Below are 13121 nucleotides of genomic sequence, written 5' to 3'. Positions count from 1 at the left end.
GGCCTTTGTTTGGTGAAGCGTCAGCTAAGCGCGAGGCTTACTTGACAGCCCAACCGGTCAGCTCGGCCAGGGCCTTGCCGATGTCTGCAAGCGAACGCACGGTTTTAACGCCTGCGTCTTGCAGTGCAGCGAATTTCTCGTCTGCAGTGCCTTTGCCGCCAGAGATGATTGCGCCAGCATGGCCCATGCGCTTGCCCGGAGGAGCAGTCACACCAGCGATGTAGGAAACAACCGGCTTGGTCACGTGTGCCTTGATGTAGGCAGCCGCTTCTTCTTCAGCCGAACCGCCGATCTCACCGATCATTACGATCGCTTCGGTCTTCGGGTCTTCCTGGAACAGCTTCAGGATGTCGATGAAGTTCGAACCCGGGATCGGGTCACCACCGATGCCGACGCAAGTCGACTGACCGAAACCGGCGTCAGTAGTCTGCTTCACAGCTTCGTAGGTCAGGGTGCCGGAACGCGAAACGATACCGACCTTGCCTGGCAAGTGAATGTGACCTGGCATGATGCCGATCTTGCACTCGCCTGGGGTGATCACGCCTGGGCAGTTAGGGCCGATCAGGACTACGCCCAGCTCGTCGCACTTAACTTTAGCGTCCAGCATGTCCAGGGTAGGAATGCCTTCGGTGATGCAGACGATCAGCTTGATGCCGCCGAATGCCGCTTCCAGGATCGAATCTTTGCAGAAAGGAGCCGGAACGTAGATCACGGAAGCGGTAGCGCCAGTGGCTTCTACTGCGTCTTTAACGGTGTTGAACACTGGCAGACCCAGGTGCTCGGTGCCGCCTTTGCCAGGAGTTACGCCGCCAACCATCTTGGTGCCGTATTCAATGGCTTGCTGGGTGTGGAAACTACCTTGCGAACCGGTAATACCCTGGCAGATAACTTTGGTGTCTTTATTGATCAGGACGCTCATTATTTGCCCTCCGCAGCTTTGACAACTTGTTGAGCAGCGTCGGTCAGGCTGGTAGCAGCGATGATGTTCAAACCGCTTTCTGCCAGTACTTTAGCGCCCAGCTCAGCGTTGTTGCCTTCAAGGCGAACAACAACCGGGATTTTCACGCCGACTTCTTTCACAGCGCCGATGATGCCTTCGGCAATCATGTCGCAGCGAACGATGCCGCCGAAGATGTTGACCAGTACTGCAGCGACGTTGGTGTCGGACAGGATGATCTTGAACGCTTCAGTTACGCGTTCTTTGGTAGCGCCACCACCTACGTCGAGGAAGTTGGCTGGCTTGCCGCCATGCAGGTTGACGATGTCCATGGTACCCATGGCCAGGCCAGCACCGTTGACCATGCAGCCGATGTTGCCTTCCAGTGCTACGTAGTTCAGTTCGAACTTGGCAGCGTGCGCTTCGCGCGGATCGTCTTGCGACGGATCGTGGAAAGTCTTCAGCTTAGGCTGACGGTACATTGCGTTGGCGTCGATGTTGATCTTGGCGTCCAGGCAGTGCAGATCGCCGTCAGCCTTGATCACCAGCGGGTTCACTTCCAGCAGAGCCAGGTCGTGATCCTTGAACAGCTTGGCCAGGCCTACGAAGATCTTCGCGAACTGAGCAACCTGCTTGCCTTCCAGACCCAGCTGGAATGCCAGCTCGCGACCCTGGAATGGCTGAGCGCCAACCAGTGGATCGATAGTGGCCTTGAGAATTTTTTCTGGAGTGTCGTGAGCGATTTTCTCGATGTCCACGCCACCTTCGGTGGAAGCCATGAACACGATGCGACGGCTCGAACGGTCAACGACAGCGCCCAGGTACAGCTCTTTAGCGATATCAGTGCACGATTCAACCAGGATCTTGGTGACTGGCTGGCCATTGGCGTCAGTCTGGTAAGTCACCAGACGCTTGCCCAGCCACTGCTGTGCGAAGGCTTTGGCGTCTTCTTTGCTGCGAACCAGCTTGACGCCGCCCGCTTTACCGCGACCACCGGCGTGGACCTGGGCTTTGACAACCCACTCACTGCCGCCGATTTTGTCGCAAGCTTCTGCTGCTGCTTCCGGGGTGTCTACTGCGTAACCAGTGGAAACTGGCAGGCCGTATTCAGCGAACAGCTGCTTACCCTGATACTCGTGAAGATTCATGCTTTTTACCGTCTTCGTTAGGTACTGCGCATTCGGCGCTGCGCTCGTTTGAGTGCCGCGCCACCTGTGACTGCTGCTTGCGTAGCTGAGCTACGCAAGACTGCGTCCAGCGGACATTCCGCGGTGAGACTTGCTCGCAAGGCTCACGACGGGCCGTTACCGCCGTGGTTTCTTATTGTCTGTTAACGCTTTTTGCGGTTGGCAATGTGGATGGCGCCGCCATTCACTGCCAAAGCAGCTTCGTGCAAGGCTTCAGACAGGGTCGGATGGGAGAAAACCATCATGCCCAGGTCTTCAGCGCTGGTGCCGAATTCCATACCGATCGCGCCCTGCTGAACCAGTTCTGCAGCGCTCGGGCCAATCACGTGCACGCCCAATACGCGGTCGGTCTTGGCATCTGCGATGACCTTGACGAAACCACCGGTATCGTTGGCGGCCATGGCACGGCCGGAAGCGGCGAACGGGAAGGTGCCGACGTTAACTTCAACGCCTTCAGCTTTCAAGGCCTGCTCGGTTTTGCCAACCCACGCGATTTCCGGGTGAGTATAAATAACCGAAGGGATCAGGTCATAGTTCATCTGGGCTTTGTGGCCCTTGATGCGCTCGACAACCATGATGCCTTCTTCCGAAGCTTTGTGAGCCAGCATCATGCCGCGAACCACGTCACCAATGGCGAAAACGCCCGGTACGGTGGTCGCGCAGTGATCGTCAACGTGCACGAAACCGCGCTCGTCGAGGGTCACGCCGCTGTCGGAAGCCAGCAGATCAGTGGTCACCGGACGGCGACCAACGGCTACGATCAGCTTGTCGAACGTGATGGTCTGTTCGCCGTTGGCATCGGTGTAGTTCACAACGACTTCGTCGCCGTTCACTTTCGAGCCGGTCACGCGAGCGCCCAGTTTGATGTCCAGACCTTGTTTGGTCAGGGTTTTCAGCGCTTCCTTGGAAACAGCGGTGTCCGCTGCCATCAGGAAAGTGTCCAGTGCTTCCAGAACAACCACTTCCGAACCCAGACGCGACCACACCGAACCCAGTTCCAGACCGATCACGCCAGCGCCGATCACGCCCAGACGCTTAGGTACGGTCTGGAATTCCAGTGCGCCAGTCGAGTCAACGATGACTTTCTGATCAACCGGAGCCGGTGGAATGTCGATTGGACGCGAACCTGGAGCCAGGATCACGTTTTCAGCTTCGATGACTTCAACCGAGCCGTCTGGCTTGGTGACTTCGACTTTCTTGCCAGCCAGCAGTTTGCCGTGGCCCTGGATCGAAGTAACGCCGTTGGCCTTGAACAGGGTGGCAACGCCGCCGGTCAGGTTCTTGACGATGCCAGCCTTGCGGCCAACCATCGCAGCGACGTCCATTTTGACTTCGCCAGTCGAGATACCGTGAACGTTGAAGCTTTCTTTCGCTTCCTTGTATTTCCAGGAGCTGTCGAGCAGCGCCTTGGAAGGAATGCAGCCCACGTTCAGGCAGGTGCCGCCCAGGGCTTGCTTGCCTTCAGCGTCGGTGTACTTCTCGATGCAGGCAGTGGTCAGACCCAGCTGCGCGGCCTTGATGGCAGCCACGTAGCCACCAGGGCCAGCACCGATCACTACTACGTCAAATTTCTGCGACATTCAAAAAATCCTCTTTAGCGAAAAGCTTCAAGCCGCGCGCTCCAAGCCAAGCTGCCCTTTCCTGCAGCTTGAAACTTGAAGCCCGCGACTGCTTCTATCAGATATCCAGCAACAGACGAGCCGGATCTTCCAGCAGGTTCTTGATGGTCACCAGGAAGGTCACAGCTTCTTTGCCATCGATCAGACGGTGATCGTAGGACAGTGCCAGGTACATCATCGGACGGATAACGACCTGACCGTTGATGGCCATAGGACGCTGGATGATGTTGTGCATGCCCAGAATCGCTGCCTGCGGCGGGTTGACGATCGGGGTCGACATCATCGAACCGAAGGTACCACCGTTGGTGATGGTGAAGGTACCACCGGTCATCTCGTCCATCGACAGTTTGCCGTCACGGGCTTTTTTGCCGAATGTTGCGATGCCGCCTTCGATTTCGGCCAGGCTCATCAGTTCGGCGTTACGCAGAACCGGAACAACCAGGCCACGGTCGCTGGAAACGGCAACGCCGATGTCCGCGTAGCCGTGGTAAACGATGTCGCCGCCGTCGATCGACGCGTTGACAGCCGGGAAGCGCTTCAGCGCTTCGGTCGCTGCTTTCACGAAGAACGACATGAAGCCCAGGCGTACGCCGTTGTGGGACTTCTCGAACAGGTCCTTGTACTTCGAACGCAGGGCCATGACTTCAGTCATGTCGACTTCGTTGAAAGTGGTCAGCATCGCCATGTTCGACTGTGCTTCAACCAGACGCTTGGCCACGGTGGCACGAACGCGGGTCATCGGAACGCGCTTCTCGATGCGGTCGCCAGCGGCGAACACTGGAGCGGCAGCCGAAGGAGCAGCAGCCTTGGCAGGCGCGGCAGCCGGAGCAGCTTTCTTGGCAGCAACAGCAGCAACCACGTCTTCCTTGGTCACACGACCGCCTTTGCCGGTGCCGGCAACGGAAGCGATGTTGATGCCGTTTTCTTCAGCCAGCTTGCGCGCAGCAGGAGCAGCAACAGGATCGTCTTCGCCTTCAGCGGCAGCCGGTGCAGCGGCAGCAGCGGCCGGAGCAGCAGCGGCGGCTGGAGCAGCGGCAGCAGCGCCACCTTCCTGGATGGAGCCCAGCACTTCGTCGGACAGGACGGTTTCGCCCTCGCCCTTGACGATTGCGCCCAGCACGCCATCAGCGGTAGCCAGAACTTCCAGTACGACTTTGTCGGTTTCGATGTCGACGATCAGTTCGTCGCGCTTGACGGCGTCGCCCGGTTGTTTGTGCCAGGTGGCAACGGTGCCATCGGCAACCGATTCCGGGAAAGTGGGGGCTTTGATCTCGATAGCCATTATCTGTGGTTCCTTAAATTCGGTTTCAGGTGCGCGAAGGCGTTAAATGGTAAACGCGTCTTGCAGGAGTTTTTCCTGCTGCTCGGCGTGCATCGATGCGTAACCACAAGCAGGTGCAGCAGAAGCCTCACGGCCCGCGTACTCAAGTACGAGAGACTTGTCGAGGTTCCCGATGCTGCGACGCAAGTGGTGCTGGCTGCAGTACCAGGCGCCCTGGTTCATCGGCTCTTCCTGACACCAAACGGCATTTTTGACGTTGGTGTACGGAGCCAGGACTTCTTTCAAGTCGTCCTCAGGGAATGGGTACAGCTGCTCGATACGCACGATGGCGATATCTTCACGGCCTTCGGCACGGCGTTTTTCCAGCAGGTCGTAGTAGACCTTGCCGCTACACAGAACAACACGCTCGACCTTTTTCGGGTCCAGGGTATCGATTTCCGGGATCACGGTCTGGAACGAACCTTCGGCCAGATCTTCCAGGGTCGAGATGGCCAGTTTGTGGCGCAGCAGCGACTTCGGAGTCAGCACGATCAGCGGCTTGCGCAGCGGACGAATCACCTGACGACGCAGCAAGTGGTAGATCTGTGCTGGCGTGGTCGGTACGGCGACCTGAATGTTGTGCTCGGCGCACAGTTGCAGGTAACGCTCAAGACGTGCCGAGCTGTGCTCAGGGCCCTGACCTTCGTAACCGTGTGGCAGCAACATGGTCAGACCGCAGAGACGGCCCCACTTGTGCTCGCCGCTGGTGATGAACTGGTCGATAACAACCTGTGCACCGTTGGCGAAGTCGCCGAACTGGGCTTCCCAGATCACCAGCGCATCCGGCGTGGTGGTCGAGTAACCGTATTCGAACGCCAATACCGCTTCTTCCGACAGGAACGAGTCGTACAGGTCAAAGCGTGGCTGACCGTCGTACAAGTGTTGCAGCGGAATGTAGGTGCCCGCGTCTTTCTGGTTGTGCAGCACAGCGTGACGGTGCGAGAACGTACCGCGGCCGATGTCCTGACCGGTCATGCGAATCGGGTGACCTTCGAACGCCAGGGTCGCGTACGCCATGGTTTCAGCGTAACCCCAGTTGATCGGCAGGCCGCCGGCTTGCATCTTCTGACGGTCTTCGTAGATCTTCGACACCTGACGCTGAACCACGAAGCCTTCCGGAATTTCCAGCAGCTTGGCAGACAGTTCCTGCAGGGTCTTCAGATCAAAGCGAGTGTCGTGACGCGCAGTCCAGGCGTGGCCCAGATACGGACGCCAGTCCACGAACAGCTCTTTGTTCGGCTCTTTGACCAGCGATTTCACGACGTGCAGACCGTTGTCCAGCGCGTTGCGGTATTCGTCGACCTTGGCCTGAACACGTTCAGCGTCCAGAACACCGCCCTGGGTCAGACGATCAGCGTACAGCTCACGGGTGGTGCGCTGCTTGGTGATCTGCTGATACATCAGAGGCTGGGTGCCGCTTGGTTCGTCGGCTTCGTTGTGGCCGCGACGACGGTAGCAGACCAGGTCGATCACCACGTCACGCTTGAACTGCATGCGGTAGTCGATGGCCAACTGGGTCACGAACAGCACGGCTTCCGGATCATCACCATTCACATGGAGGATCGGCGCCTGGATCATCTTGGCAACGTCGGTGGCGTACTCGGTGGAACGCGAGTCCAGCGGGTTGCTGATGGTGAAACCGACCTGGTTGTTGATCACGATGTGCACGGTACCGCCGGTCTTGAAACCGCGGGTCTGCGACATCTGGAAGGTTTCCATGACCACGCCCTGACCTGCGAATGCAGCGTCACCGTGGATGGAGATCGGCAGCACCTTCTCGCCAGTGGCGTCGTTACGACGATCCTGACGGGCGCGCACCGAACCTTCTACCACCGGGGAAACGATTTCCAGGTGGGACGGGTTGAACGCCATGGCCAGGTGAACTTCACCGCCGGCGGTCATCACGTTGGACGAGAAGCCCTGGTGATACTTAACGTCACCGGAACCGAGCTCGACCTTCTTCTTGCCTTCGAACTCGTCGAACAGCTCGCGCGGGTTCTTGCCGAAGGTGTTGACCAGCACGTTCAGACGGCCACGGTGGGCCATGCCGATGACGACTTCCTTGGTGCCGTAGGAACCGGAACGCTGGATCAGTTCGTCGAGCATCGGAATCAGGCTTTCGCCGCCTTCCAGACCGAAACGCTTGGTGCCCGGGTATTTGGTGCCCAGGTATTTTTCCAGGCCTTCACCGGCAGTCACGCGCTCAAGCAGATGGCTCTTGATGTCGGCGGAGTACGTCGGACGACCACGCACGCTTTCCAGACGCTGCTGGAACCACTGGCGCTGCTCGGAATCGGTGATGTGCGTAAATTCAGCGCCGATGGTGCGGCAATATGTCTGCTGCAACGCTTCGTGAATTTCGCGTAGGCTCGCTTCCTCTTTGCCGATGAACAGGTCGCCGGCACGGAAGGTCGTATCAAGATCGGCATTGGTCAAGCCGTAATGATTGATCGACAGGTCTGCAGGTGCAGGACGCTGCCACAGCCCCAGCGGGTCAAGCTGGGCTGCCTGGTGGCCACGCATACGGTAGGCCTGGATCAATCGCAGCACTTCAACTTGCTTCTTCTCGTGCTCACTGCTCACGCTGCCGGCGGAAACCGGTTGAGCGCGGCGCTGGTTCTTTGCCAGCAGCACGAAATGATCGCGAATTGTCGAGTGCGAAACATCAGTGGCAGAGTTGCCGTCGGCAGGCAACTTCTGAAAGTAGGTGCGCCACTCTTCTGGCACAGCGTTAGGGTCGTGCAGGTAGAGCTCATAAAGCTCTTCCACATAGGCAGCGTTTCCACCTGAAAGGTAGGCGCTGTTCCACATGCGCTGCATCACGCTTTCTTGCATGCTTGGTCACCCTCGGTTAGGGGAACACCATCGATGTCGACACCGAGCAAACTTGCAGAAGTCCGAATGCAGCGACTAAAACAAGCCACTTAGGATCACACTGATAGTCCGGGTACCAGCCCGGATGCCCCTGCTTGTCTCATTTCTTCAAAATAAGAGCCGCAGCTTATGGCTACTGCTCTGGTTATAGCCATGACGCGGGTTGAAGCCCGCGCCACAGCCTCTACGGTACAGCGGTTACAGCAGCTGAATCACACGCCGCTTGAAAGCAGCATGTTACGGATGTGACCGATGGCCTTAGTCGGGTTCAGGCCTTTCGGACATACGTTGACGCAGTTCATGATGCCCCGGCAGCGGAATACGCTGAACGGGTCATCGAGCGAAGCCAGACGCTCGTTGGTCTTGGTGTCACGACTGTCTGCCAGGAAGCGATAAGCTTGCAGCAGTGCAGCTGGACCCAGGAACTTGTCCGGGTTCCACCAGAAGGACGGGCAAGAGGTCGAGCAGCAAGCGCACAGGATGCACTCGTACAGACCGTCGAGCTTTTCGCGCTCTTCTGGCGACTGCAGACGCTCGATGGCCGGAGCCGGCGTGTCGTTCTGCAGGTAAGGCTTCACCTTCTCGTATTGCTTGTAGAAGATGCTCATATCGACAACCAGGTCACGGATAACCGGCAAACCTGGCAGCGGACGAACGATCAACTTGTTACCTTTTACAACGGCAGACAGCGGCGTGATGCACGCCAGACCGTTCTTGCCGTTGATGTTCATGCCGTCGGAGCCGCAGACGCCTTCACGGCAAGAGCGACGATAGGAGAAACCCTCGTCCTGCTCTTTGATCAGGGCCAGCACGTCCAGCACCATCAGGTCTTTACCACCGGTATCGACCTGGAATTCCTGCATGAACGGCGCAGCGTCCTGATCAGGGTTGTAGCGATAAACACTGACTTGCAACATGGCGGTCACCCTTAATAAGTCCGGACTTTAGGTTCGAAAGTCGGAACAGTCTTCGGCGAGAAGTTCACGGCACGCTTGGTGACGCGCTTGTCACCCGGGAAGTACAGGGTGTGGCACAGCCAGTTTTCGTCGTCACGATCTTCAAAGTCTTCACGGGCGTGAGCGCCGCGCGACTCTTTACGTACTTCGGCCGCGATGGCGGTAGCTTCAGCCACTTCCAGCAGGTTTTGCAGTTCCAGCGCTTCGATACGGGCAGTGTTGAACGCCTGCGACTTATCGTTGATCTTCACGTTGGCAATGCGGGCACGCAGGTCAGCGAGCTGAGCGATACCTTTCTGCATGTATTCGCCGGTACGGAATACGCCGAAGTAGTTCTGCATGCAGCTTTGCAGCTCGCGACGCAGGGTAGCGACGTCTTCGCCGTCGGTACGGCTGTTCAGCGCGTTCAGACGCGACAGGGCAGCTTCGATGTCGGCTTCGGTAGCGTCGTCGTATTCGATGCCGTCGGTCAGCGCTTTTTCCAGGTGCAGACCAGCAGCGCGGCCGAATACCACCAGGTCGAGCAGCGAGTTGCCGCCCAGACGGTTGGCACCGTGAACCGATACGCAAGCCACTTCACCTACCGCGAACAGACCAGGAATGATCTGATCCACGCCGTCGGCGTTCTGGGTGATCGCCTGGCCGTGAATGTTGGTGGCAACGCCGCCCATCATATAGTGGCAAGTCGGAACAACCGGAACCGGCGCAACAACCGGGTCAACGTGAGCGAACGTCTTCGACAGTTCGCAGATGCCTGGCAGACGGCTGTGCAGCACTTCCTCGCCCAAGTGGTCGAGTTTGAGCATTACGTGGTCGCCATTCGGACCGCAACCGTTGCCGGCGATGATTTCTTTAACCATCGAGCGAGCAACCACGTCACGACCGGCAAGGTCTTTGGCGTTCGGAGCATAACGCTCCATGAAACGCTCGCCGTGCTTGTTGATCAGGTAACCACCTTCACCACGGCAACCTTCTGTAACCAGTACACCGGCGCCGGCGATGCCGGTCGGGTGGAACTGCCACATTTCGATGTCTTGTACCGGCACGCCAGCACGCAGAGCCATGCCGACGCCGTCACCGGTGTTGATCAGGGCGTTGGTGGTGGAAGCGTAGATACGACCGGCACCGCCGGTAGCCAATACAGTGGCTTTCGCGCGGATGTAGGAAGTTTCGCCAGTTTCGATGCAGATCGCGATCACACCGACGAAGTCGCCTTCCTGGTTTTTCACCAGGTCGACAGCGTAGTACTCGTTCAGGAACGTGGTACCGGCTTTCAGGTTGCCCTGATAAAGGGTGTGCAGCAGTGCGTGACCGGTACGGTCGGAAGCAGCGCAAGTACGCGCAGCCTGGCCGCCTTTACCGTAGTCCTTGGACTGACCACCGAATGGACGCTGGTAGATGCGGCCTTGCTCGGTACGCGAGAACGGCAGACCCATGTGGTCCAGTTCGAAAACTGCAGCCGGGCCTTCCTGACACATGTATTCGATAGCGTCCTGGTCACCGATGTAGTCGGAGCCCTTGACGGTATCGTACATGTGCCAGCGCCAGTCATCGTTCGGGTCAGCGGACGCGATTGCGCACGTGATGCCGCCCTGGGCGGATACAGTGTGCGAACGGGTCGGGAAAACCTTGGTGATCACGGCAGTCTTGTGACCGCCCTGTGCCAGTTGCAGCGCAGCGCGCATGCCGGCACCGCCACCACCAATAATGATGGCGTCGAAAGAAATCGTTGGAATGTTAGCCATGACTCAGATACCCCAGAGAATCTGCACACCCCAGACGAAGTAAGCGAACATCGCAACGCCGCATACTGCCTGGAAAAGGAAACGTACTGCAGTCGCGGACTTGCCCAGCGCCATTGGCGTCAGGTAGTCGGTCGCGATGGTCCACATGCCGACCCAGGCGTGAGCGCCAAGGGCAACGAGGGCCAGCAGACTGAAGATACGCATCCCGTTGTGAGCGAACAGGCCGTGCCACTGGTCGTAGCCAATGCCCGGATTCGCTGCAAGGTATCCGATCAGGAAGATGAAATAAGCCGCGAGAACAACCGCAGACACACGTTGCGCCATCCAGTCATAGAGGCCCGAACGCGAAAGGTTCGTAACGCTGGTTACCATATCCAAACTCCTGCCAGAACGATCAACACCACGGAAACGGCGATGATAATTTTCGAGCCCAGGCGGCCGCCTTCCAGCGTCTCACCGATGCCCATGTCCATGATCAAGTGGCGCACACCGGCTACCAGGTGATACAGCAGAGCGGACAGGAGGCCCCATGCTACGAACTTGGCCAGCGGGCTGGTCAAGCATGCCTTCACTTCGGCAAAACCTTCCTCGGAACCCAGAGATTTGCCCAATGCATAAAGCATGAAGCCGATACCCAGGAAGAGGATGATGCCGGAAACACGGTGAAGAAACGACGTAACGCCGGTGATGGGGAGTTTGATGGTCCTTAGGTCTAGGTTTACAGGTCGTTGGCTTTTCACGGCTTTTTTTTCACACTGAAGAGCCCCTAACAATCAGGGCAAAGTTGTTGGGGAGTGCACTGGTCAGGTAACCACCACCCAGGGATGCGACCCCCAATAAAGCAGGCCCAAAAGCCCCTGGCGGTCGGTGGCCGAGTATAGACAGTTAGGCTACTAATGACAACGCAATCACCTACCCCCAATAGCTGATTGCACAAGTTGCATAAAAGGCGTAAATGGCAGTCAATTTCGAGGAAAAAGAGCGCTTAAAGCCTTCTGGAGCAAGACTTTAGGCAAATTGACATTCGAATTTATCTCACTATAGTGGTGCGGGCCCTGCGTGGGGGGTCTGTCTGATGGTTCAAGCATAAATAGGAGGCCACATGGCTGACAAAAAAGCGCAGTTGATCATCGAGGGCGCAGCCCCCGTCGAGCTGCCCATTTTAACCGGCACCGTTGGTCCCGATGTTATTGATGTTCGGGGCCTGACGGCCACGGGCCGCTTCACTTTCGACCCGGGTTTCATGTCGACCGCCTCGTGCGAATCGAAGATTACCTATATCGACGGCGACAACGGCATTCTGTTGCACCGCGGCTACCCGATCGAACAGCTGGCTGAAAAGTCGGACTACCTGGAAACCTGCTATCTGCTGCTCAACGGCGAACTGCCGACCGCAGAACAGAAGGCCCAGTTCGTCAGCACCGTGAAAAACCACACCATGGTTCACGAGCAGCTGAAAACCTTCTTCAACGGCTTCCGTCGTGACGCCCACCCGATGGCCGTCATGTGCGGTGTAGTCGGCGCCCTCTCGGCCTTCTACCACGACTCCCTCGACATCAATAACCCGCAGCATCGCGAAATCTCCGCGATCCGTCTGGTTGCCAAGATGCCGACCCTGGCAGCGATGGTTTACAAGTACTCCATGGGCCAACCCATGATGTACCCGCGCAACGACCTGACGTACGCGGAAAACTTCCTGCACATGATGTTCAACACCCCGTGCGAGATCAAACCGATCAGCCCGGTGCTCGCCAAGGCCATGGACCGGATCTTCATCCTCCATGCCGACCACGAGCAGAACGCATCGACTTCCACCGTGCGTCTGGCCGGCTCTTCGGGCGCCAACCCGTTCGCCTGTATCGCCGCCGGTATCGCCGCACTGTGGGGCCCTGCCCACGGCGGTGCGAACGAAGCCGTGCTGACCATGCTTGACGAGATTGGCGATGTTTCGAACATCGACAAGTTCATCGCCAAGGCCAAGGACAAGAACGATCCGTTCAAACTGATGGGCTTCGGTCACCGCGTTTACAAGAACCGCGATCCTCGCGCGACTGTAATGAAGCAGACCTGCGACGAAGTACTCAAGGAACTGGGCATCAACAACGATCCGCAACTCGAACTGGCCATGCGCCTGGAAGAGATCGCCCTGACCGACCCGTACTTCATCGAGCGCTCGCTGTACCCGAACGTCGACTTCTACTCGGGGATCATCCTCAAGGCGATCGGCATTCCGACCAGCATGTTTACTGTGATTTTCGCGCTGGCACGTACTGTTGGCTGGATTTCGCACTGGAAAGAGATGCTCTCCAGCCCGTACAAGATTGGCCGTCCGCGCCAGTTGTACACTGGTTACGAGTCGCGTGATATTTCCAAGCTGGAAGACCGTAAATAAGACCTGTCTTGCGATAACGTCTTAAGTTGTACCGGGAACGGCCTCTATTTATATAGGGGCCGTTTTTGTTTGTCTGGGGTTTTGGGGATT

At 57.8% G+C, this 13121-nt stretch carries 10 protein-coding genes; 1 reads left to right on the top strand and 9 read right to left on the bottom strand.

The annotated features are described in order from the left end of the window. Positions 1–37 precede the first annotated feature (37 nt). The 9 genes from sucD to sdhC form a co-directional block, all read right to left on the bottom strand. The gene (gene sucD / locus CQ009_RS27390) at positions 38–919 is read right to left on the bottom strand and encodes a succinate--CoA ligase subunit alpha (RefSeq protein WP_008082972.1); all 882 of its coding nucleotides are present in this window, start codon (positions 917–919) and stop codon (positions 38–40) included. Next, positions 919–2085, bottom strand: coding sequence for an ADP-forming succinate--CoA ligase subunit beta (sucC, locus tag CQ009_RS27385; RefSeq protein ID WP_007919879.1), 1167 nt, complete (start codon positions 2083–2085; stop codon positions 919–921). The genes sucD and sucC overlap by 1 nt, the downstream gene beginning before the upstream one ends. Positions 2086–2267: 182 nt before the next feature. Further along, positions 2268–3704 (bottom strand): dihydrolipoyl dehydrogenase, encoded by a 1437-nt coding sequence (gene lpdA, locus CQ009_RS27380; RefSeq protein WP_034156249.1) that lies wholly within the window; start codon positions 3702–3704, stop codon positions 2268–2270. Between the two features lie 97 nt (positions 3705–3801). After that, positions 3802–5025 (bottom strand): 2-oxoglutarate dehydrogenase complex dihydrolipoyllysine-residue succinyltransferase, encoded by a 1224-nt coding sequence (gene odhB / locus CQ009_RS27375; RefSeq protein ID WP_064390959.1) that lies wholly within the window; start codon positions 5023–5025, stop codon positions 3802–3804. A 42-nt stretch (positions 5026–5067) separates the two neighbouring features. Further along, positions 5068–7899 (bottom strand): 2-oxoglutarate dehydrogenase E1 component, encoded by a 2832-nt coding sequence (locus tag CQ009_RS27370; protein WP_064390960.1) that lies wholly within the window; start codon positions 7897–7899, stop codon positions 5068–5070. 251 nt (positions 7900–8150) lie between these two features. After that, a complete protein-coding gene (locus CQ009_RS27365; RefSeq protein ID WP_038364054.1) occupies positions 8151–8855 on the bottom strand; it encodes a succinate dehydrogenase iron-sulfur subunit in 705 nt (234 codons plus the stop codon). 11 nt (positions 8856–8866) lie between these two features. After that, positions 8867–10639, bottom strand: a complete 1773-nt coding sequence (sdhA, locus tag CQ009_RS27360) for a succinate dehydrogenase flavoprotein subunit (RefSeq protein WP_064390961.1) — start codon at positions 10637–10639, stop codon at positions 8867–8869. 3 nt (positions 10640–10642) lie between these two features. Next, entirely contained in the window at positions 10643–11011 is a 369-nt protein-coding gene (sdhD, locus tag CQ009_RS27355; protein WP_007977503.1) for a succinate dehydrogenase, hydrophobic membrane anchor protein, read from the bottom strand. After that, positions 11005–11379 (bottom strand): succinate dehydrogenase, cytochrome b556 subunit, encoded by a 375-nt coding sequence (gene sdhC / locus CQ009_RS27350; protein WP_034156251.1) that lies wholly within the window; start codon positions 11377–11379, stop codon positions 11005–11007. The genes sdhD and sdhC overlap by 7 nt, the downstream gene beginning before the upstream one ends. 362 nt (positions 11380–11741) lie before the next feature. Here sdhC and gltA point away from each other — a divergent pair, with 362 nt between their 5' ends. Then, on the top strand, positions 11742–13031 hold the full coding sequence (gene gltA / locus CQ009_RS27345) for a citrate synthase (RefSeq protein WP_007919904.1): 1290 nt from the start codon (positions 11742–11744) through the stop codon (positions 13029–13031). The last annotated feature ends 90 nt before the right edge of the window (positions 13032–13121 follow it).

The organism is Pseudomonas sp. MYb2 (assembly GCF_002979955.1).
Lineage (GTDB): Bacteria > Pseudomonadota > Gammaproteobacteria > Pseudomonadales > Pseudomonadaceae > Aquipseudomonas.
The sequence above is the reverse complement of the archived record's forward strand: the minus strand, read 5'-3'. Positions and strand labels throughout refer to the sequence as shown.